This is a genomic window from Dactylosporangium maewongense, from assembly GCF_039531485.1.
GTDB lineage: Bacteria > Actinomycetota > Actinomycetes > Mycobacteriales > Micromonosporaceae > Dactylosporangium > Dactylosporangium maewongense.
In genome coordinates, this window is record NZ_BAAAQD010000013.1 from 35,009 (window position 1) to 55,265 (window position 20,257).

The following is a 20,257-nucleotide window of genomic DNA, read 5'->3' on the forward strand; positions in this document are numbered from 1 at the left end:
GAGGCACGATGTCTCACCGTTACGGCCTCGCCGCGCTGCTGTGCGTGGCCGCGCTGCTGGTCCCCGCCCGACCGGCCGCCGCCGCGGACGCCTGGGACGCGCCCGGCCCCTACGCGACCGCCGTCCAGGTCGGCGTCGTCAACACCCTGTACTACCCGCGCGACATCGCCACCAGCCCCCGCCGGCACCCGGTGATCGTCTGGGGCAACGGCACCGGCGGCGTCCCGCTCGTCTACCGTGACCTGCTGCTGTACTGGGCGAGCCACGGCTTCATCGTCTCCGCCGCGAACACGCCCACCTCCAACCTCGGCGTCTCGATGCGCCTCGGCATCGACGCCCTCGCCCAGGCAGACGCCGACCCCGGCAGCGTCTTCCACCACCACGTCGACCTCGCCCACATCGGCGCGTCCGGCCACTCCCAGGGCGGCGCCGCGGCGATCGTCGTCGGCGCCGACCCGCGCATCGACGCGATCCTGCCGATCCAGCCCGGCCCCCTCGCCGACATCGACGCCGTGCACGTCCCCGCGCTGCTGCTCGCCGGCCAGTACGACAGCATCGTGTTCCCGGCGCTGGTGAAGGCGTTCTACAACGACGCGGACCACATCCCGGCGATCTACGCTGAGCTGCGGGGCGCCGACCACTTCACCGTCGTCGGCGACCCCGGCCCGTTCGCCGCGCCGACGACCGCCTGGTTCCGGTTCCAGCTCATGGGCGACACCGCCGCCGGCGCCGAGTTCACCGGTCCACGCTGCGGCATCTGTACCGACACCCGCACCTTCTCCGACGTCCGCCGCAACGCCCTCGCCCCGTAACCCTGCACAGTTCGGAGGAACCACACCACATGGACAGCGTCGAGATCCCCACGCCGGACGGCCCGCTGCACGCCCTGCGGTCCGGCTCGCAGGACCCGGCGGCGCCGGTCGTGCTCGCCGCCCACGGCATCACCGCCTCGGCGATGGCGTTCGCGGCGCTCGCCCGTGCCCTGCCCGCCGGCTGGACGCTGCTCGCCGTGGACCTGCGCGGCCGGGGACGCAGCAACGGCCTCCCCGGCCCGTTCGGCATGGACCGCCACGCCGAGGACCTCGCCACCGCCGCCCGCCACCTCGGCCGCCCCGTTGTGCTCGCCGGCCAGTCGATGGGCGCCTACGCCGCGCTGCGGGCCGCGGTCCGGGAGCCCGGCCTGTACCGGCGCCTCGTGCTCATCGACGGCGGCCTGCCGCTGCCCGTCCCGCCCGGCGCGGACCCCGCCGCGGTCCTGGAGGCGACACTGGGCCCGGCCATCACCCGCCTGAGGATGACGTTCCCGACCGAGGACGCCTACGTCGACGTGTTCCGCAACCACCCGGCGCTCGCCGCCGACTGGAGCGCCGACCTCGACGCGTACGCCCGCTACGACGCCACCGGCGACCCCGGCTCGATCCGCTCCCGGGTGTCCCCGGCAGCTGTGGCGGAGGACGGCCGCGACCTGCTCGTCAACGCCGGCAGCTTCGGCGACGACCTGCGCGCGCTGCGCCTGCCGGCCGCCCTGCTGCACGCCCCGCGCGGCATGTTCGGCCAGGAGCCCGGCCTGCTCCCGCAGCCCGTGGTCGACCACTGGACCGCGCAGACCGCCCTGCGCGCCGAGCTCATCCCCGACTGCAACCACTACACGATCCTCACCACCCCCCGGGCCACCGCGAGGCTCGCCGAGGTCCTCACCGCCTCGTGACGACCGGAGCTGCGACGTCGTGGACCCGTCTGGTCCGCGACGTCGCTTCCGGTCATGCAGCTCCCTGGGCGATTCCGGGTCACTAGACGTGGTGGTGACGGCGGCCGTACATGCCCGCGACCAGCCACACGCCGGCCGCGGCCAGCACGACCTGGATGGCGAGCTCGATCCAGTCGATGCCCGAGGTGTTCGCCACGCCGATCGCACCGGCGATGACGGTGCCGATCAGGGCGGCGACGATGCCGATGACGATGGTCAGCCAGATCGGGATGTTCTGCTTGCCGGGCACGACCAGGCGCCCGAGCGCGCCGATGATCAGGCCGACGACGAGCGCGGAGATGATGCCGCTGACGGTCATCTGATGCCTCCAGGTTCCCGGGATTGTGCTACGTCGGCGTACGTTCCCGGCGGAGGAGCCACCAAACCGCCCGCGGCTGACCCGGCCGCTCATTCCTCGGGCGGGGTCACTCACCTGTCCGGGGCCGGCGCCCATGAGCCTGCTGGCGTGCGGCGACTCCGCACCTGGGGCACCCGGCCGGTGGCCGGTGGTCCAAGATGGGGTGGTGATCGTGCCTGCTGTGTCGACGGTTGACTACCACACGGCCGGGGAGCCGTTCCGGATCGTGGCGGAGCCACCGGTGGCGCTGCCCGGACAGAGCGTCGCGGAGCGGCGGGTGCGGGCGATCGGCAGCCCCGACGCGCAGCGGCTGCGGGAGCTGCTGTGCTTCGAGCCGCGCGGGCACGCCGACATGTACGGCGGGTTCGTCGTGCCGCCCGACGACGACGGGGCGCATCTCGGGGTGCTGTTCTGGCACAAGGACGGGTTCTCCACCGCGTGCGGGCACGGGACGATCGCGCTCGGGGTGTGGGCGGTGGACACCGGGATCGTCGAGGCACCGCGCGACGGCACGGTCGACGTGGTCATCGACGTGCCGTCGGGCAGGGTCACGGCGCGGGTGCACCGCGACGCCGGCCGGAGCGTCGCCGTCGACTTCGTCAACGTGGCGAGCTACGTCATCGCCCGGGACGTGCCGCTCAACACGTCCCGGGGAGAGCTCGCGGTGACCGTCAGCTACGGCGGGGCGATCTACGCCTGCGTCGACGCGGCGTCCGCCGGGCTGCGCGTCGACCCTGGCCACTACCAGGACCTGATCGCGCTGGGGCGGGAGGTGAAGTGGGCGCTCAACGACAGCCCGCACGCCGTGCACCCCAGCGACCCGCGGCTCAGCGGCGTGTACGGCACGATCCTGTTCGAGGACCTGGGGGTGGCCGACGGCCAGGTGCACCAGCGCAACGTCACGGTGTTCGCGGACGGGGAGGTCGACCGGTCGCCCTGCGGGTCGGGCACCTGCGCCCGGCTCGCCGTCCTCGCCGAACGGGACAGCGCGGTGACGCTGCGGCACGAGTCCATCGTCGGGTCCGTGTTCGCCGGCACGGTGGTCGCCACCACCGCGGTCGACGGACGGGCGGCGGTCATCCCGCAGGTGACGGGGATGGCGTACCGGACGGGTGAGCACACGTTCGTCGTCGACCCCGCCGATCCCCTCGTGCCCGGGTTCGTGCTGCGGTGACCGGGCCGCTGATCCTCGACGCCGACGCCGTGCGGGACGCGTGCGGGCCCGCCGCGGCCGTCGCCGCGATCACCGCCGCGCTGCGGGCCGGTCTCGACCCGGCCGCCGACCCGCCGCGGCACGCCGTCGCCGTGCGGGCGGGCCAGTTCCTGCTCATGCCGTCGGAGGCGACCGGCACCCACGCCGGCATCAAGGTGGCGACCGTCGCGCCCGGCAACCCGGCCCGGGGGCTGCCCCGCGTCCAGGCGTCCTACCTGCTGTTCGACGCCGAGTCGCTGGGCCTGGTCGCGGTGCTGGACGGCACGGCGCTGACGACGCTGCGCACGCCGGCGGTGTCCGTCGCCGCCGTCCTGCCGCGGCTGCAAACGATGCCGGACCCGCTGCGGGTGGCGGTGTTCGGGGCGGGGCCGCAGGCGTACGGGCACGCCGAGACCCTCGCCGCGGTGCTGCCCATCGCGACCGTCACGCACCTCACCCGCGGCCGTCCGGGCAGCCGGCCGGTCGGGGACGTGCTGCGCGAGGCCGACATCGTCGTCTGCGCCACGACCGCGCGGGAGCCGCTCTTCGACGCCGGCCTGATCCGCGACACGGCGACCGTCATCGCGGTCGGCTCGCACGAGCCCGACGCCCGCGAGGTGCCGCCGGCGCTGTGCGCCCGGGCGACGGTCGTCGTCGAGGACGCCGCCACCGCCCTGCGCGAGGCCGGCGACGTCGGCATGGCCGTACACGAGCGGCGACTGCGGCCCGAGGACCTGGTCCCGATGCGTGACGTCGTCACCGGCCGCGCCCACCCGCCCGCCGACCGGCCGCTGCTGTTCAAGAGCGTCGGCATGGCCTGGCAGGACCTCGTCACCGCGGAGGCCGTCCTGGCCGTCGTCAATGCGCGTTCGCGGCGCGGCCCTCGGTGACCAGCAGGACGACGGTGCTGTCCGGGGCGGCCCGTAGCGACCGCAGCGCGGCGAGGGGCGCGGCGCCGCAGGGGCCGGCGTCGACGCCGTGGGCGGACAGGTCGCGCATCGCCGCGGCGGCCTGGGCGTCGGTGACGGTGGTGCACGCGTCGAGGCCGCCGCGGATGTACGGCCATGCGAGGCTCGACACGGTGCCGCAGTTGAGCCCGGCCATGCTGGTCGTGCCGGTCGCGACGGTGACCGGGTGGCCGGCGGCGACGCTCGCCAGGACGCACGCGGCGGAGTCCGGCTCGACGCTCACCACCGCCGTGCCGGGCGGGGCGGTGCGGCTGCGGTAGTGGGTGAGCGCGGCCTGCAGCAGCGAGCCGACGCCGGCGGGGACGACGACCAGGTCGGGACGGACGGGCAGCTCCGCGAACAGGGTGGAGTACCCGTCGACGATCCACCCCGGCACGTCCTCGTAGCCGTCCCACGCCATGTCCTGCACGAGCAGCCGGTCCCCGCCGACTCCGCCGACTCGGCCGACTCCGCCGTCCCCGCCGCCGGACGAGGCGGCGGCGGCCGCGACGGCGGTGTCGTAGTCGCCGGGGACGTGGGTGACGTCGGCGCCCTCGTCGCGGATCGCCCGCACCGCCGCCGGGTGCACGCCGTCGGGCACGTAGACGGCGGCGCGGTGGCCGAACTGCCGGGCGAAGCGGGCGACGGCGCGGCCGTGGTTGCCGTCCGTCGCGGTGACGATCGTCGCCTGCCCCGCACCGCGCCGTGCGCGCAGCGCCCGGTGGATCGCCCAGGACGCGCCGAGCGCCTTGAACGCCGGCAGCCCCAGCCGCGTCGACTCGTCCTTGGCGTAGAGCCGGGCGACACCGGCCGCGGCGGCCAGCTCGGGCAGCTCGGTGAGCGGGGTCGGGGCGTACCCGGGAAGCCGCCGGTGGAAGTCCAGCACCTCGGCGGGTGCGGGCTCGCAGCGCCAGGCCGGGTCGCGTTGCCGGTTCGCGGCCGTCATGTGGTGGCGGCCGGCAGCGCGGTGCGGACCAGGTTGACGTAGTACGCGACGCCGGTGCTCAGGACGTCGTCGTTGAAGTCGTAGTCGGCGCTGTGCAGCGACGGGCCGCCGGCGCCGTTGCCGAGCAGCGCGAAGCAGCCGGGCACCTGGTTGCTGAACGCGCCGAAGTCCTCGCTGGCGGTCCACGGCGGGGTATCGCCGTCGACGCGGTCCGCGCCGACGGTGAGCCGGGCCGCGGTCAGCGCGGTCGCCACGGCGGCGGGGTCGTTGACGGTCGGCTCGAACTCGTGCGTGTACGTGACCTCTGCCGTCGCGCCGTGCGCGGCGCAGATCCCGTCGGCGAGCTGCCGGATGCGGTGCTCCAGCGTCGCCTGTACGGCCGGCGTGAAGCTGCGCGTGTCGCCCCGGATCACGGCCCGGGAGGGGATCGCGTTGCGGGCCCCGTCGGTGGTGATCTCCGTGCACGACACGACGGCCGGGTCGGTCGGGTCGAGGTTGCGCGCCACGATCGTCTGCAGTGCCAGGACGAGCTGCGCGGCGACCACGATCGGGTCGACGACCATCTGCGGCCGGGCCGCGTGCCCGCCCCGCCCGGCGATGCGGATCTCGAAGTTGTCCTCGCTGGCCATCAGCCCGCCGGTCCGGGTGGCGATGCCGCCGGCTGGGTGCCCCGGCATGTTGTGCAGCCCGAAGATCGCGTTGACGGGGAACCGTTCGAACAGCCCGTCGGCGATCATCGCCTTCGCGCCGCGGCCGTGCTCCTCGTCGGGCTGGAACACGAAGTGCACGGTCCCGTCGATCCCCGTCGCGGCCCCGGCCCCGGCCAGTGACCGGGCCGCGCCGAGCAGCATCGCCATGTGGCCGTCGTGCCCGCAGGCGTGCATGACGCCGTCGTGCTCGGACCGGTACGGGCGCTCGCCGCGCTCCGTCAGCGGGATGCCGTCCATGTCTGCCCGCAGCGCGATCGCGCCGCCACCTGTGCCGGACCTGCCGGATCTCAGCGTGGCGACCACGCCGGTGCCGCCGACGCCGCGGGTGACCGCCAGGCCCATCCCTTCCAGCGCCGCGGCCAGGTAGTCGCTGGTGCGGTGCTCCTGGAAGCCGAGCTCCGGGATGCGGTGCAGGTCGTGCCGCCACTGCCGCAGTTGCGCGTCGAATTCCACCGGTCCAGCTTTCGCGCCGCGTGACACGTTCGTCCAGCGGATCGTTCCGAGCGGTATCGTTCGGTTCTGTCGACGGTTTGAGGTTTCGGGTTGTCGACGGTCTGGAGGGACGGGTGCTCGACCTGCGCCGGCTGCGGCTGCTCCGCGAGCTCGCCCACCGCGGCACGCTCGCCGCGGTCGCCTCCGCCCTGTCCTACAGCCCTTCGACGGTGTCGCAGCAGCTGTCACAGCTGGAGGCGGAGACCGGCACGGTGCTGCTGGAGCACGTCGGGCGCCGGGTCCGGCTCACGCCGCAGGCGCAGATCCTGGTCGCCTGCACCGACCGCATCCTGGCGGAGCTGGAGCGCGCCCAGGCCGACATCGCCGCCGCGAGCGCCGCCGCCGCGGGCGTCGTCCGGGTCGCGGCGTTCCAGACGGCCGCGCTCGCCCTCGTCCCGCCGGCGATCACGACCCTCGGACGCGGTCACCCGCGGCTGCGCGTACACCTGACGCAGGCCGAACCCGAGACGGCCATCCCGGCGCTGCTCGCCCGCGACTTCGACCTGGTCATCGTCGAGGAGTACCCGGACAGCCCGCAGCCCCCGGCCGCCGGCATCGACGTCGCGCCGCTGTGCGTCGACCCGATCAGGCTGGCGCACCCGCGGACGGTGCGCACCCCGCAGAACCAGGCGGCGGTCGCCGCCCTCGCCGGTCACCCGTGGGTGCTGGAGCCCGCGGGGACGGCGGCGAGGGCGTGGGCGGTCGCCGTCTGCCGCAAGGCCGGCTTCGAGCCCGACGTCCGTTACGAGAGCAGCGACCTGCTGCTGCACGTCCGCCTCGTCGAGTCCGGCCACGCCGCCGCGTTCCTGCCCGATCTCACCTGGCGCGGCCGCCGCCCCACCGTCGCGACCCGCCCGCTGCCGAAGCCCCAGTCCCACCGCCGCATCTCCACCGCCGTCCGCCAGGGGCACGCCGACCACCCCGCGATCCGCTCCCTCCGCCAGGCCCTCACCTCGGCGCTGCCCACCTGACCGGATCCGTGCGCGGGTGGCTCTGGACCTGGGCCGGCGGCCGGGACGTGTGGGGCGGGGCGCCCGGCTACCGCTGACCGTCCAGCCAGGGCCGGCGTCCCGGTCCGGTCGGATGTGTGCCGGTGACGCCCATGACGACGGAGTAGAGGCTTGTCTCGGCGGCGATGAAGAGGCGGTTGCGTTTGGCGCCGCCCCAGGAGACGTTGGCGACCGCTTCGGGGACCCGCAGCCGTCCGAGCAGCGTGCCGTCGGGGTCGTAGCAGTGCACGCCGTCGTTCATCGCGGCGGCCCAGAGCCGGCCGGCGTCGTCGAAGCGGAGGTTGTCGAAGCGGGCCCGGTCGCGGGTCGCCGCTTCGGCGAAGATGCGGTCCTTGGACAGGGTGCCGTCGTCGCGGACGTCGAAGACCCGGATGACGCCCGCCCGGGTGTCGGAGACGTACAGTTGCCGCTCGTCGGCGGAGAAGACCAGGCCGTTCGGCGCGCCGAAGCAGTCGGCGACCAGCCGCACCTCGCCGGTCGCGGGGTCTATCCGGTAGACGTTGTTGGATCCGATCTCGCTGTCTGCCCGGTAGCCCTCGTAGTCGCTGGTGATGCCGAAGTCCGGGTCGGAGAACCAGATCGACCCGTCGGACTTCACCGTGGCATCGTTCGGGCTGTTCAGGCGCTTGCCCTGCCACCGGTCCGCCAGCACGGTGACGGTGCCGTCGGATTCGGTCCGGGTCACCCGGCGGTTGCCCTGTTCGCAGGTGACCAGCCGGCCCTGACGATCGAGGGTGTTGCCGTTGGGGTGCCCGGCGCCGCGGCGGAAGACGCTGACCGTGCCGGTCTCCTCGTCCCAGCGCAGCATCCGGTCGTTGGGGATGTCGCTCCAGATCACCTGCCGCCAGGCGGGGAGGTAGATCGGCCCTTCCACCCACCGGCAGCCCGTGTGCAGGACCTCCAGCCGTTCGTCACCGTTCATGCACCGCCCCGCACGGAACCGGTCGTCGAACATCTCGTACAGCGCGGGGGAATCACCGCTCATGGAAACTTCCTCCCAGTTCCTGCAAACACCGAACCGAATCCTGTCTTCAGTTCAGAGTGCAGGATGCAGTACGGTGAATGCAAGGAACCGCCGAACGGAGGACCGTGGACCAGATCGACAGGACGCTGCTGGGGAAGCTGCAGGAGGACGCCGGCCAGCCCTACGCCGAGCTGGGCCGGGCCGTCGGGCTGTCCGCCGGCGCGGCCCACGAGCGCGTGCGGAAGCTGCGCGAGCGGGGCGTCATCCGGCGCACCACGGTCGAGGTCGACCCGGCCGCCGTGGGCGGCGGCGTCCTGGCCTTCGTGATGGTCGACTCGGACGCCTGGATGGGCGACTCGGCGGACGCGTTCGCGGCGCTGCCCGAGGTCCTGGAGGCGCACGTCATCGCCGGCAGCGCGTCGGTCATGGTGAAGGTCAGGACGACGACCACCGCACACCTGCAGGACGTGCTCCGCCGGATCTACGCGATCGACGGGGTCAGCGGCACGCAGGCCACCGTGGTGCTGGAGACCTTCTTCGAGCGCCCCGTCTCGCCGCAAGCCTGACGACCCGGTTCAGAATCCGATGGGTTCGCGCAGCAGCAGGACGGTGCCGCGGCCGGGTTCGAGCTCCGCGTTGAGGATGAGCACGCGGTTGGCGGCGCTGGGCCGGCCGTAGGCCGCCTGGGCGCGGGCGCTCTCCAGCGGCAGGCAGTGCACCTCGACGCGGTGCAGGGCGGCGTTCAGGTCGGGCACGACCTTCTGCGCGCCGACGATCCAGATGGCGTGGCCGGCGGCGCCGGCGTAGCCGGGCAGCTGGGAGCCGCTGGCCGAGGCGACGACGAGGGAGCCGGTCTCGGTGACCGCGGCGACGCTGCCCACGATGACGTCGGGGCTGGCGATCAGCCGCCAGATGTCGCGGGTGCCGGTGGCCCGGTCCATCGTCAGGGTCCGTGACTTGACCGCGTCGTAGCGGCCGCCGCCGTTGATGTCCGCGTCGATGCCGGACACCCGCAGCGTCTCGCTGGCACCGGTGAACACGCTGGCGCCCTCGGGGATCAGCTCCTCGACGCGGGCCCGGGCCGCGGCGGCGTCATCGAGGACCTCGACGGCGAAGTTGTTCGCCCGCAGCGCCGCCGCGGTCCGCTGCAGCCGCGCCTCGGACGCCGCACCGGTGAAGGTGGAGGCGTCGGCGTCCCTGGAGGCGTCGGTGGAGGCGGGCGCCGAGCCGGCCAGTGGGCTGGTGTCCAGGTACCTGACCTCGTAGACCCGCTCCGCGAACTTCCAGCCGTCGCCGGTGCGCCGGTAGCGGTCGTGGTAGATGGCGTAGTTCTGCCCCTGGCGGCCGTCGCGGGTGCGCACGATCTCCTGGATGTAGGTGCGGCCGGTCGCGGTGTCGCCGTCGAGCTGGACCGTGCCGGGGTGGGTGTTCTGCACGAAGAACTCCCACTGGGCCTGCAGCCGCTCACCCCCGGCCCGGATCTGCGCCGGCCCGACCAGCTCGACGGGGATGTTCGGCATCCGCAGCACGCCGTCGTCGGTGAACAGCGCGGCGAGGCGGGCGCGGTCGCGCATCATCGCCGCGTCGGTGAACTCGCCGCGCAGCGCCTCGATCTCGACGCGGTCCGCGATCGCCTGGAAGTCGGTCATCGGTGTCCCCTGCCCGTTGGATGATGGGTTCGTCTCACCGGGTTCGACAGCACAGCGCACCGGAGTGTGAGGCGACGAGGCCGACCTCACAATCCGGGAGGCTGCCGTGTCGTACCGGTGAAGCACCTGCCACCGAGGGAGCCGTTGCGGCCATGACCACCCCAGCGATCATCAACGAGCGCCGTCAGCTGATCAATCTGGCCTACCGGCTGCTGGGCTCCCTCGCGGAGGCCGAGGACGCCGTGCAGGAGACGTATGCCCGCTGGTACGCCATGCCCCGCGAGCAGCAGCAGGCCATCGAGTCGCCCGGCGCCTGGCTGACGACGGTCGCCAGCCGCATCTGCCTCAACCTGCTCGGCTCGGCCCGGGCCCGGCGGGAGCGCTACGTGGGCGAGTGGCTCCCGGAGCCGCTGCCCGACCGCACGGAGTGGACCGGCGGCGCCCCGGCGGACCCCGCCGACCGGGTCACCCTCGACGAGTCCGTCAACATGGCGTTTCTCGTGATGCTCGAGTCGATGACGCCGGCCGAACGGGTCGCGTTCATCCTCCACGACGTCTTCCGCTACCCGTTCGCCGAGATCGCCGAGATCGTCGGCCGCACCCCGGCGGCGTGCCGCCAGCTGGCGTCCTCGGCCCGCCGCCGCATCCGCGCCGCGCAGGCGCCCGCGACCCCGCCGGCCCGGCAGGCCGCCGTCGTCCGGGCCTTCAAGGCGGCCTGGGAGGCCAAGGACGTCGACGCGCTCATCGGCCTGCTGGACCCCGGTGCCACGGCGGTCGCCGACGGCGGCGGGCTGGCCACCACGTTCCTCCAGCCGATCGAGGGCGGCGCGCGGATCGCCCGCGCCTGGGTCGAGATCGCCGAGCGGGTCCCGCGGGGCACGACGTTCCTGGAACGCACCGTCAACGGGCGGCCCGGCCTGGTCGCCCGGCACGCCGGCCGGACCCTGACGGTGTTCGCGTTCACCGTCACCGGCGACCGGATCACGCGCATCTGGGTGGTCCGCAACCCGGAGAAGCTCCGGCAGTGGATGACCGCCTGAGGCGGCCTGAGGCGGCACAGCCGGCCGGCATGTGGTACTCCTGTCGATGATCGCATCGACGGAAGGGGCACCCCTTGATCGAAGATCAGGTCACCGCCGGCACCTTCGCCGGGCGGCTCCTGGACGACGGACTGTCGCCCCGGGCGTTCGGCGAAGGCCCGCCGGCGAGCGCGTGGGCCGGGTCGGGTGACGCGCTGCGGCAGCTGGGGCTCGGTCCCGGCGCCGAGGTCCGCGTGCGGGACCTGGTCGCGGTCCTCGAGGGGCGGCACGCCGGGACGTCGGCGCGGGTGCTGCGCGAGCCGGTCTTCTACCAGGTCAGGAACACCGCCCTCGCCGGCACCGGCCACGCCTTCGAGCTCGACGGGGTGCCCGCGGCGCTCATCGACGACGAGGCGTACTGGAGCAACACCGGCTGCGCCGCCGGCGCGTCCTGACCCGTCGCACGCAGGCCCCGGAACCATCGACGGCGGATCGAAGCACTTGACATGCCGGAGACGCCGACGTGACACTTCGGGCAGTGCTGAGAGCGCTCTCACCGCCATGACGGCGCCCGGCAGATGAGCAGAGGGAGCTGGTAGGCATGCGTGCCATACCGAGATCGCTGTACTACGCGGCGATTGTGACAACGTTGACAGGGGTGACGGCGGTCGGGCTGGCCATGGCGAGCGCGAACGCGGCCGTCGTGGGCAACCCGATCATCGGGCCCGGCGGCAAGTGCGTCGACGTGTCCGGCGACGACACCGGCGTCAACGGCACCGCCGTCCAGCTCTGGGACTGCCAGAGCGGCGCCGCCGACCAGCACTACACGTGGAGCGGCAGCGCGCTGACCGCGATCGGCCGGTGCCTCGACATCACCAGCGGCGGCACCGCCAACGGCACCAAGCTGCAGCTGTGGGACTGCAACGGCACCGGCGCGCAGCAGTGGGTCGCCCAGGCCGACGGGTCGCTGCGCAACCCGCAGTCCGGGCGGTGCATGGACTCCCCCAGCGGCGCCACCGCCAACGGCACCCGGCTGCAGATCTGGGACTGCAACGGCACCGGCGCCCAGAAGTTCGCCATCACCACCACACCACCGCCGAGCGGCACGTGCCCGACCTACTCCGACACCCCGGACCTCGGCCCCAACGTCCACGTGTACGACCACGGGATGAGCGACGCCGCGATCCAGTCCTCGCTCAACAGCGTCTTCGAGGCGCAGAAGAGCACGCAGACCGCGCAGTTCGCGACCAGGCGCGACGCGCTGCTGTTCAAGCCCAGCGCCACCCCGTACAACGTGGGCGCCAACATCGGGTTCAACACCTCGATCGCCGGTCTCGGCCTCAACCCCGACGACACCAGGATCAACGGCGCCGTCACCGTCGACGCCTTCAACGCCAGCGACGCCGGCAACGCGACCCAGAACTTCTGGCGCTCGACGGAGAACCTGTCGGTGAACACGCTCGGCGGCACCAACCGGTGGGCGGTCGCGCAGGCGGCGCCGTTCCGGCGGATGCACATCATCGGCGGGCTCAACCTGTTCCCCGCCAGCTACGGCTGGGCCAGCGGCGGCTACATCTCCGACTCGAAGATCGACGGCAACACCGAGTCCGCGTCGCAGCAGCAGTGGTACACCAAGGACAGCACGCTCGGCAGCTGGAGCGGCTCGAACTGGAACATGGTCTTCTCCGGCACGCCCGGCGCGCCGGCGACGAACTTCAACACCAACCCGGCCGCCGGCCCGCGGTACACCACCCTCGGCACCACGCCCGTCTCGCGGGACGTGCCGTACCTGTACATCGACGGCGCCGGCAAGTACCGGGTGTTCCTGCCGTCGCTGCGCACCAACGCGTCCGGGCCCAGCTGGGCCGGCGGCTCGACGCCCGGCTCGTCGCTGCCGATGAGCACCTTCTACGTCGCCAGGCCCAGCGACTCCGCCGCGACGATCAACACGGCGTTCGCCAACGGCTGCAACGTCCTCTTCACCCCCGGCGTGTACCACGTCAACCAGACGCTGCACGTCACGAAGGCCAACACGGTCGTGCTCGGCCTCGGGTACGCCACCATCATCCCCGACAACGGCGTCAACGCGATGGACGTCGCCGACGTCGACGGGGTCCGGCTCAAGGGCCTGCTCTTCGACGCCGGCACCACCAACAGCGACACGCTGCTGAAGGTCGGCCTGGCCAAGACCGGGGTGTCGCACGCCGCGAACCCGACCACGATCCAGGACGTGTTCTTCCGCATCGGCGGCATGGTCGCCGGCAAGGCCACCAACAGCCTGGTCGTCAACACCAACAACACGATCATCGACCACATCTGGGCGTGGCGCGCCGACCACGGCAGCGGCGTCGGCTGGACCGTCAACACCGCCGACAACGGCCTCACCGTCAACGGCGACAACGTCCTGGCGACCGGCCTGTTCGTCGAGCACTACCAGAAGAACGAGGTCGTCTGGAACGGCGCCGGCGGCAGGATCGTGTTCTTCCAGAACGAGATGCCGTACGACCCGCCGAACCAGGCCGCGTGGATGAACGGCTCCACCCAGGGCTACCCGGCGATCAAGGTCGGCTCCGCGGTCACCACGTTCGAGGCGTGGGGCCTGGGCAGCTACTGCTTCTTCAACGTCAACAACAGCGTCGCGTCCGCCCGCGCCTTCGAGGTCCCGGCCGTGGCGGGCGTCAAGTTCCACAACATGGCGATCGTGTCCCTCGGCGGCGTCGGCACAATCTCGCACGTCATCAACAACACCGGCGCGGCCGCGAACTCCACGACCAACAACGTGTACCTGCTCAACTTCCCGTAAGACGCCTGGACATGCATCCGCGAGTCCCAGCCATGGAAGACCGCCGGTCCGCGCGCTGAGATGGGTGCATGACAACGCTTGTCCTCGGCGGCACCGGCAAGACGGGACGCCGCGTCGCGCAACGCCTGCGCGGCGCCGGCGTCCCGGTCCGTATCGGCTCCCGCACCGCCCCGCAGCCCTTCGACTGGACCGACCCGGCGACGTGGCAGCCGGTCCTGTCCGGCGTCCGCAGCGTGTACGTGTCGTATCAGCCGGACCTCGCCGCACCCGGCGCACCGCAGGCCATCCAGGCGTTCACCGACCTCGCCGCCGCCTCCGGCGTCACCCGCCTCGTGCTGCTGTCCGGCCGCGGCGAGGACGAGGCGGCCGTGTGCGAGCAGATCGCGCGGTCCGCCGGCGTCGAGTCGACGGTCCTGCGCTGCAGCTGGTTCAACCAGAACTTCAGCGAGGATCACCTCCTGGAGCCGGTCCTCGCCGGCGAGGTCGCGCTGCCCGTCGGCGACGTCCCGGAGCCGTTCGTCGACGCCGACGACATCGCCGACGTCGCCGTCGCGGCGCTCACCGAGGAGGGCCACGACGGCCAGGTGTACGAGCTGACCGGCCCGCGCCTGCTCACCTTCGCCGGCGCGGTCGCCGAGATCGCCGCCGCGACCGGCCGCGACATCACGTTCGTCCAGGTGCCGGCCGCCGACTACGCGGCGCAGTTGCCGCCGGAGCTCGCCGACCTGCTGATGTACCTGTTCACGACCGTGCTCGACGGCCGCAACGCCCACCTGACCGACGACGTGCGGCTCATCCTCGGCCGGGAGCCCCGGGACTTCGCCGACTACGCCAAGCAGACGGCCGGCACCTGGATCATGTGACCGTTCAGTACACGTACGGCCAGCCCGCCGCGTCGTAGCCGAGGCGGTTGATGCCCAGCAGCGACGCGCCGTTGTCGGCGTAGTAGTGGTACACGAGCTGGTCGCCGTCGCTGTCGGCGAGGACCGCCTCGTGGCCCGGACCGTGGACGCTGCCGTGCGACGCCAGCACCTGCGTGCCGCCCCCGGACGTCATCGCGAGACCGGCCCTGTCGACGTACGGGCCGGTGGGGCTCGCCGAACGCCCGGCCATCACCCGGTACGTGCTGCTCGCACCCTGGCAGCAGCGGTCGAACGACACGTACAGGTAGTACCAGGCGCCGCGCTTGACGATGAACGGCGCCTCGATACCCGGGCCGTAGCTCGCGAGGCTGTGCATCGTCGTGCCGGACCGCTTGCCGGTGGCCGGGTCGAGCGGGATCAGCTTGATGCCGGTCCAGAACGACCCGAACGACAGCCACCACCGGCCCTGGTCGTCGACCAGCAGGTTCGGGTCGATCGCGTTGAAGTTGTCCGACGTCCGGGACTCGACGACGAGACCCTGGTTGGTCCAGCTGCCGGACGCGCCGGTGGTGCTGGTCGCCAGGAAGATCGCCGAGTGGTTGGAGCCGAACGTCGACGCCGAGTAGTACAGGTAGTAGCGGCCGTTGCGGAACGAGAGGTCCGGCGCCCACAGGTTCCGGGAGCCGCCCGTGTACGGGGTGGTCCACGACGCCCCGCCGGGGAAGACGGACCCGGCGTTGCGGAAGGCGACCCGGTCGGTGGACGTCTTCAGCGCGATGTTGGTGCCGGTGTGCGCGACCAGGTACGTGCCGTCGGGTCGCTTGACCACGGTCGGGTCGTGCACGCCGGTGTCACCGGTCACCCGCGCCGGCATCGGGTACGAGGGCACGGCGGCACCCACGACGGACCCGCCCGTCCTGGGTGCCGCCGCCGCCGACGCCGGTGGCAGCGCGTACACCACCCCCAGCAGCGACACGGCCGCCGCGAGCGTGACCAGTCGCGTCCCCATCACGCCCACGCCGGCGCGGGGACCCAGCTCACGTCGTCGGCCCACAGCCCGGTCGCGTCCCAGGCGTTCGAGCCGCCGTTGCTGGCGATGTACACGTTGTTGCTGTAGTGCCGGATGAACCGGTCCGGGAAGTTCGCCGACGCGAACGAGTTGCCCTGCCCGTTGCGGCCCGTCTGCGGGCAGAACGTCGCGTCGGAGGCGAACAGCGCCGAGCCGTCGTTGGCGTGCAGGAACAGCTGGTAGTTCTGGTGCCGCAGGTAGCTGCCGGCGGCGTTGCGCGCCTCGAACGAGACGCAGGCGCTGTTGGCGAGGCCGGCGCGGACCGTGAACGACGCGTTGCTCTTGTCGGTGGCGGAGCTGGACGCGCTGACCACCTGGGTGGAGACGGTCGCGCCGGAGTGGCTGATGTACCGGGTGGTGCAGCACGCGGTGGTGGCGCGCAGCGACACGTTCGACCCGACCGCCGGGCCGCTGGTGGAGCCGGACGTGCCGTAGCCGGCGGCGACGATGTTGGCCTGCACGGCGTTCTCCGTCGCGTCCGACGGGTAGCCGGACGTCATCACGCCCTCGTAGAACGTGCCGGCGGCGCCGACGCTGTTGTCGCCGCCGATGCCGAGGATGATGGCGCCCTCCTTCTTCATCGGGTTGTAGCCGGCGACGTTCGGCCGGGCGCCGTTGTAGAACGTGCCGAGGCTGCCGGACTGGGCGTTGCCGCCGCGGATCGCCCAGTGGTTCGGCTCGCCCTTGACGATCGCGGTCAGGAACCGGTGGCTGATGCTCGGGTCGCCGGCGTTGTAGCGCTGGTTCACGCCGGAGAACAGGCCGTTCTCCAGGTCGGCCATGATCCACGGGCCGTTGCCTGCGCCGTAGCCCCAGACCTTGTTGCTGCCGAAGTAGATGGCCTCCATGGTGCCGTTGCCGTTGTCGCGGCTGTTGGTCTCGGCGTTGCCGTAGTCGAAGCAGCAGCCGCCGTTGTAGTGGGTGCCGTCGAAGATCGCGTACATGCCCTCCGGCTGGTCGCCGCGGGCGATGCCGTTCGTGGCGTTGTTGCGGTACCCGGTGCCGGGCGCCACGAAGACGCCGTACACCTTGTGCCCGCCGACCGTGACCGGCGCGGCCGTGGCGTTGGCCAGGTTGTCGTAGCCACCCGCGGCCGGGCCGTTGAAGCCGCCGGGCGGTGCCTGCGTGAGCCGGTTGTTGCGGCCCGTCTGGTCGTAGATGATCGTGATCAGGCACGACGTGCCGGCGCAGAAGCTGTCCTGCGTGGCGGCGTCGGCGTAGCTGCCGGCGCTGACCGGCGCGATGTCCCTGGTGGTGTTGTCGGAGGCGCGGCGGACCTGGTAGAGCGGGCCGCTGTACGTGCCGTAGAGCGCGCGGGTGGTGCTGTGCGCCGCGACGCACGGGGTGCCGCCGGCGGCGTAGATGTCGCACGGCTGGCTGGTCGCCGCCTGCGAGGTGCCGGCGCCGGCGACGAGGACGCCGGTGAGCAGCGCCCCGGCGAACGCTCCGGCGAGGGCGGCGCGGCGCAGGCGCCGCCGGGTCGGTCGTTGAGTCATCATGACCCCTTCCATCAATGGTCGCCAACGCGCGGCGGACGGTTGGCGGATGCGATGTTATCGCTCACATCGATGATGTCAAGTACATCGATCTTCGCACCTTGAGCTGCTCACGAAGGATTGGTGAGCGCCAACATCCGTGGCCGTGAAACTTTCCACTTTCGGAAATTCGCTGGCGCCGGACGGGCCACCGGTGTTGCCTGGCGCGCGTGATCATCATCGGCGCCGCGAACGGCGCGCTCGGCCGGCTCGTCATCGACCACCTGCGGACCCACCACCCGCACCTGCCCCTCACCGCCGCGGTCCGCGACCCCACCCGCTGCACCGACCTCACCACCCGCGGCGTCGACGTCCGCCACGGCGACTACGACGACCCCGACACGCTGCGCACCGCCTTCCAGGGCGCGGACCGGCTGCTGCTCATCTCCTCCCCCGAGCTCGACCCCGACCGCCGGACCCGCCAGCACCGCAACGCCCTCGACGCGGCCGTCGCCGCAGGCGTACGGACCGTCGCCTACACCAGCTTCCTCGGCGCCGACCGGTCCGGCGACGGCCTCAACGCCGCCCACCACGCCACCGAACGCGCGATCGCCGACAGCGGTCTCCCCGCCACGATCCTGCGCAACCCCTTCTACTCCGAGGCGTTCGTCAACCCGACCCTCCGCGACGCCACCACCCTGCCCGATGGCACCGGCGGCCGCGCCCTCAACACCGCACCGCGGTCCGACCTCGCAGCCGCGGCGGCGTCGGTACTGGTGGACGACGCGCACCTCGGCAGGTCCTACGACCTCACCGGTCCACTGTGGACATACGCGGACCTGGCGGCGGCCGTCACCGACCTGACCGGCCGCCACGTCGACGCCGTCGCCACCGACGACGTGCCCGGCCCGCTCGGCTTCCTCATGCGCCTCGCCAAGGCCGGCATGCTCGAACACCAGACCCCCGACCTCGAACACCTCCTGGGCCGCCCGCCCACCACCCTCCGCGAGGCCACGGCCGCCGCGCTCGGCGCCGCCCCCGCCTGACCACACCGGCCCCGGCCCTCAGCGGGAGGGCAGGTGCCGACGGTAGGAGCGCACGAGCAGCAGCCCGCACACCACACCCACGCCCGCGAGGCCGAGCAGCAGGGCGGGAACGGCGACGCCCGTCCGCCCCGCGACGAACGACAGGACGGTGGGGGCGAGGAAACCACCGTAGGCGACCGCGTAGAAGACGCCGGTGAGCCCGGCCAGGCCGGCGGGGCCCGCGATGCGCTGCACCTCCAGGACGCCGGAGACCATCGCGACCCCCATACCGGCACCCGACACCGTCGCCGCCACGATGCCCAGCGGCCAGGAGTGCCAGTGCACGGCGACCGCGACCAGCACCGTGGCGGCGACGATGACCGCCACGCCGGTGAGCAGGCCGCGCGCGCTGTCCAGCGCGTCGAGGCGCTTGGCCCACGGCTGCACCAGCGCCGACGCGGCGAGGGCCACCGCCGTGAGCAGGGTCGCGTACGCGATACCGAGCCCGCCGGTCACGCCGGCGAGCAGGACCGGCAGGTAGCCGTACCCCAGGCCCGCGGCCGCGAACGTCCACGGCGCGGCGACCACCACGACGCGGGTGAACCGGCGATGTCCCGCCGCGGGCACGCGCAACCGGCTGCGCAGCGGACCGGGCACTCCCCCGGTCGTGACGGTCTCCGGCGCGCGCGGCACCAGCCACAGCAGCGGCGCCGCCAGCACCACGTGGATCAGGAACGGCAGCCGCTCCGGCCACGGACCCCACTGGGCGATCAGGCCGGCGGCGACAGCCCCAGCGGCCGAGCCCAGGGAGAACGCCAGGGCGGCGCGACGCGCTCCCGTGCCGGCGTCGGCGCCGAGATCGAACGGAGGCTGGGAAAGCTCCTTCAGCCAGCTGGTGCCGACGCACGTGGCCGTGCCCACCGCCACGCCGGCCAGGAACCGGCCCAGGCAGATCATCCACGGCCCGGACTCGCCGAAGGTGAGGGCGGCGCTGGTCGCCAGCGCGGCGGCGGCACCGGCCGCCATCACCGGCCGGCGGCCGAAGCGGTCGCTGAGCGCGCCGCTGAGCAGGAACGCCGGGACCAGCCCGAGCACGTACACGCCGAGGAAGCCGTTGACCGCGGCCGTCGAATAGTGCTGCCGCTGCTGGTAGAGCAGCAGCAACGGGCTGAACTGGTTGCCCGACCAGGTGCACAGGAACATGACCGCGAACACCGGCACCCAGGCCCGGGTCCGGGCCGGCGCGGCCGTCGGCCGGGCGGCGACCGCGGTCACAGCAGTCCCTGATGTCGGGCGAGGTGCCGCGCCAGCACCGCGTCATACCCGGCGGCGTCGTGCTCGCACAGGCACCGCGCCAGCTCCCGGTGGTCGGCGTACGACGCGGCCGGCGCGACGTCGGTGCTGGTGAGCACCACGTACGCGAGCCGCAGCTGCCGGTCGCGCAGCAGGTCGTAGAAGTGCTCGGCGATGGGGTTGCCGGACAGGGCGACGACCGCGGTGTGGAAGTCGATGTCGGCCACGACGAACGCGCCGACGTCCCCGGCCGCCATGGCCGCCTCCTGCCGGGCGAGCGGGCCCTCCAAAGCGCGCGACACCTCGTCCGGGTCACGGCGGCGGGCGGTGATCCGGGCGGCCGCTGTCCGCTCCAGGGCGCCGCGCATCTCCAGCACGTCGGCGGCCTCGCTCATGGGGATCGGCGACACCGTCGCGCCCTGCCGCGACGAGAGCCGGATCAGCCGCTCGGCCTCCAGCCGCAGGAACGCCTCGTGCACCGGGGTCCGGCTCAACCGCAGATCGGCGCAGATCTGCCCCTCGCTGAGCCGGTCACCGCCCGCCAGCTCGCCGCGGATGATGCGGCCCTTGGTGTACGCGTACGCGCGCTCCGCCGCCGACCCGGTCGTCTCGATCGTCACAGCGGCCAGGCTACCCCGTTGCATGCATCGTTGCATGCAACGGGAGTGACGGCCGGCACGTCGCGTAGGCTTTCC

20 protein-coding genes are annotated in these 20,257 nt (G+C 73.0%); 11 read left to right on the forward strand and 9 right to left on the reverse strand.

Annotated features, from left to right (window positions below):
- Positions 1-8 precede the first annotated feature (8 nt).
- Both ABD332_RS30325 and ABD332_RS30330 read left to right on the forward strand, forming a co-directional pair.
- On the forward strand, positions 9-812 hold the full coding sequence (locus ABD332_RS30325; RefSeq protein WP_344505747.1) for an alpha/beta hydrolase family protein: 804 nt from the start codon (positions 9-11) through the stop codon (positions 810-812).
- 29 nt (positions 813-841) lie between these two features.
- Complete coding sequence (locus ABD332_RS30330; RefSeq protein WP_344505748.1) at positions 842-1,708, forward strand: alpha/beta hydrolase; 867 nt, start codon at positions 842-844, stop codon at positions 1,706-1,708.
- Positions 1,709-1,790: 82 nt separating this feature from the next.
- Here the strand turns inward: ABD332_RS30330 and ABD332_RS30335 are convergent, their stop codons facing one another.
- Positions 1,791-2,066: a GlsB/YeaQ/YmgE family stress response membrane protein gene (locus ABD332_RS30335; protein ID WP_344505749.1), complete on the reverse strand. Its 276-nt coding sequence runs from the start codon at positions 2,064-2,066 to the stop codon at positions 1,791-1,793.
- A 220-nt stretch (positions 2,067-2,286) separates the two neighbouring features.
- On the opposite strand from ABD332_RS30335, the gene ABD332_RS30340 reads away from it, so the two are divergent.
- The gene (locus ABD332_RS30340) at positions 2,287-3,279 is read left to right on the forward strand and encodes a proline racemase family protein (RefSeq protein ID WP_344505750.1); all 993 of its coding nucleotides are present in this window, start codon (positions 2,287-2,289) and stop codon (positions 3,277-3,279) included.
- Positions 3,276-4,187, forward strand: a complete 912-nt coding sequence (locus ABD332_RS30345) for an ornithine cyclodeaminase family protein (RefSeq protein ID WP_344505751.1) — start codon at positions 3,276-3,278, stop codon at positions 4,185-4,187. Before ABD332_RS30340 ends, ABD332_RS30345 begins: the two co-directional genes overlap by 4 nt.
- Here the strand turns inward: ABD332_RS30345 and ABD332_RS30350 are convergent.
- On the reverse strand, positions 4,156-5,190 hold the full coding sequence (locus ABD332_RS30350) for a pyridoxal-phosphate dependent enzyme (RefSeq protein ID WP_344505752.1): 1,035 nt from the start codon (positions 5,188-5,190) through the stop codon (positions 4,156-4,158). The genes ABD332_RS30345 and ABD332_RS30350 overlap by 32 nt on opposite strands.
- On the reverse strand, positions 5,187-6,353 hold the full coding sequence (locus ABD332_RS30355) for a M20 aminoacylase family protein (RefSeq protein WP_344505753.1): 1,167 nt from the start codon (positions 6,351-6,353) through the stop codon (positions 5,187-5,189). The genes ABD332_RS30350 and ABD332_RS30355 overlap by 4 nt, the downstream gene beginning before the upstream one ends.
- Positions 6,354-6,430: 77 nt before the next feature.
- On the opposite strand from ABD332_RS30355, the gene ABD332_RS30360 reads away from it, so the two are divergent.
- On the forward strand, positions 6,431-7,363 hold the full coding sequence (locus ABD332_RS30360; RefSeq protein ID WP_344505754.1) for a LysR family transcriptional regulator: 933 nt from the start codon (positions 6,431-6,433) through the stop codon (positions 7,361-7,363).
- 67 nt (positions 7,364-7,430) lie between these two features.
- On the opposite strand, the gene ABD332_RS30365 is transcribed toward ABD332_RS30360, so the two are convergent.
- Positions 7,431-8,387, reverse strand: coding sequence for an SMP-30/gluconolactonase/LRE family protein (locus ABD332_RS30365; protein WP_344505755.1), 957 nt, complete (start codon positions 8,385-8,387; stop codon positions 7,431-7,433).
- Positions 8,388-8,491: 104 nt separating this feature from the next.
- Here ABD332_RS30365 and ABD332_RS30370 point away from each other — a divergent pair, with 104 nt between their 5' ends.
- The gene (locus ABD332_RS30370) at positions 8,492-8,932 is read left to right on the forward strand and encodes an Lrp/AsnC family transcriptional regulator (protein WP_344505756.1); all 441 of its coding nucleotides are present in this window, start codon (positions 8,492-8,494) and stop codon (positions 8,930-8,932) included.
- 9 nt (positions 8,933-8,941) lie between these two features.
- On the opposite strand, the gene ABD332_RS30375 is transcribed toward ABD332_RS30370, so the two are convergent.
- Positions 8,942-10,015: a nuclear transport factor 2 family protein gene (locus ABD332_RS30375; RefSeq protein WP_344505757.1), complete on the reverse strand. Its 1,074-nt coding sequence runs from the start codon at positions 10,013-10,015 to the stop codon at positions 8,942-8,944.
- A gap of 152 nt (positions 10,016-10,167) precedes the next feature.
- On the opposite strand from ABD332_RS30375, the gene sigJ reads away from it, so the two are divergent.
- The 4 genes from sigJ to ABD332_RS30395 all read left to right on the forward strand — a co-directional run bounded on the left by sigJ (position 10,168) and on the right by ABD332_RS30395 (position 14,700).
- Positions 10,168-11,055 carry an RNA polymerase sigma factor SigJ gene (sigJ, locus tag ABD332_RS30380; protein WP_344505758.1) on the forward strand — a complete coding sequence of 296 codons (888 nt, stop codon included), beginning with the start codon at positions 10,168-10,170 and terminating at the stop codon, positions 11,053-11,055.
- A 74-nt stretch (positions 11,056-11,129) separates the two neighbouring features.
- Positions 11,130-11,489 carry a hypothetical protein gene (locus tag ABD332_RS30385; protein WP_344505759.1) on the forward strand — a complete coding sequence of 120 codons (360 nt, stop codon included), beginning with the start codon at positions 11,130-11,132 and terminating at the stop codon, positions 11,487-11,489.
- 146 nt (positions 11,490-11,635) lie between these two features.
- On the forward strand, positions 11,636-13,837 hold the full coding sequence (locus tag ABD332_RS30390; RefSeq protein WP_425552310.1) for a ricin-type beta-trefoil lectin domain protein: 2,202 nt from the start codon (positions 11,636-11,638) through the stop codon (positions 13,835-13,837).
- Between the two features lie 68 nt (positions 13,838-13,905).
- Entirely contained in the window at positions 13,906-14,700 is a 795-nt protein-coding gene (locus ABD332_RS30395) for a Rossmann-fold NAD(P)-binding domain-containing protein (RefSeq protein ID WP_344505761.1), read from the forward strand.
- Positions 14,701-14,704: 4 nt separating this feature from the next.
- Here ABD332_RS30395 and ABD332_RS30400 read toward each other — a convergent pair whose 3' ends face one another.
- Positions 14,705-15,709 (reverse strand): arabinan endo-1,5-alpha-L-arabinosidase, encoded by a 1,005-nt coding sequence (locus tag ABD332_RS30400; protein ID WP_344505762.1) that lies wholly within the window; start codon positions 15,707-15,709, stop codon positions 14,705-14,707.
- A complete protein-coding gene (locus tag ABD332_RS30405) occupies positions 15,709-17,265 on the reverse strand; it encodes an alpha-L-arabinofuranosidase B (RefSeq protein ID WP_425552313.1) in 1,557 nt (518 codons plus the stop codon). Before ABD332_RS30405 ends, ABD332_RS30400 begins: the two co-directional genes overlap by 1 nt.
- Positions 17,266-17,474: 209 nt before the next feature.
- Between ABD332_RS30405 and ABD332_RS30410 the strand changes: the two genes are divergently transcribed.
- Positions 17,475-18,290: an NAD(P)H-binding protein gene (locus ABD332_RS30410; RefSeq protein ID WP_344505764.1), complete on the forward strand. Its 816-nt coding sequence runs from the start codon at positions 17,475-17,477 to the stop codon at positions 18,288-18,290.
- Positions 18,291-18,308: 18 nt separating this feature from the next.
- Here ABD332_RS30410 and ABD332_RS30415 read toward each other — a convergent pair whose 3' ends face one another.
- The gene (locus tag ABD332_RS30415; protein WP_344505765.1) at positions 18,309-19,544 is read right to left on the reverse strand and encodes an MFS transporter; all 1,236 of its coding nucleotides are present in this window, start codon (positions 19,542-19,544) and stop codon (positions 18,309-18,311) included.
- A complete protein-coding gene (locus tag ABD332_RS30420; protein WP_344505766.1) occupies positions 19,541-20,182 on the reverse strand; it encodes a GntR family transcriptional regulator in 642 nt (213 codons plus the stop codon). Before ABD332_RS30420 ends, ABD332_RS30415 begins: the two co-directional genes overlap by 4 nt.
- Positions 20,183-20,257: the final 75 nt, after the last annotated feature.

Bases quoted from the DNA above. Each gene is read 5' to 3' on its own strand.
- ABD332_RS30325 (WP_344505747.1), top strand. From the start codon at position 9: ATGTCTCACCGTTACGGCCTCGCCGCGCTGCTGTGCGTGGCCGCGCTG.
- ABD332_RS30330 (WP_344505748.1), top strand. From the start codon at position 842: ATGGACAGCGTCGAGATCCCCACGCCGGACGGCCCGCTGCACGCCCTG.
- ABD332_RS30335 (WP_344505749.1), bottom strand. From the start codon at position 2,066: ATGACCGTCAGCGGCATCATCTCCGCGCTCGTCGTCGGCCTGATCATC.
- ABD332_RS30350 (WP_344505752.1), bottom strand. From the start codon at position 5,190: ATGACGGCCGCGAACCGGCAACGCGACCCGGCCTGGCGCTGCGAGCCC.
- ABD332_RS30365 (WP_344505755.1), bottom strand. From the start codon at position 8,387: ATGAGCGGTGATTCCCCCGCGCTGTACGAGATGTTCGACGACCGGTTC.
- ABD332_RS30375 (WP_344505757.1), bottom strand. From the start codon at position 10,015: ATGACCGACTTCCAGGCGATCGCGGACCGCGTCGAGATCGAGGCGCTG.
- sigJ (WP_344505758.1), top strand. From the start codon at position 10,168: ATGACCACCCCAGCGATCATCAACGAGCGCCGTCAGCTGATCAATCTG.
- ABD332_RS30390 (WP_425552310.1), top strand. From the start codon at position 11,636: ATGCGTGCCATACCGAGATCGCTGTACTACGCGGCGATTGTGACAACG.
- ABD332_RS30395 (WP_344505761.1), top strand. From the start codon at position 13,906: ATGACAACGCTTGTCCTCGGCGGCACCGGCAAGACGGGACGCCGCGTC.
- ABD332_RS30400 (WP_344505762.1), bottom strand. From the start codon at position 15,709: ATGGGGACGCGACTGGTCACGCTCGCGGCGGCCGTGTCGCTGCTGGGG.
- ABD332_RS30405 (WP_425552313.1), bottom strand. From the start codon at position 17,265: ATGACTCAACGACCGACCCGGCGGCGCCTGCGCCGCGCCGCCCTCGCC.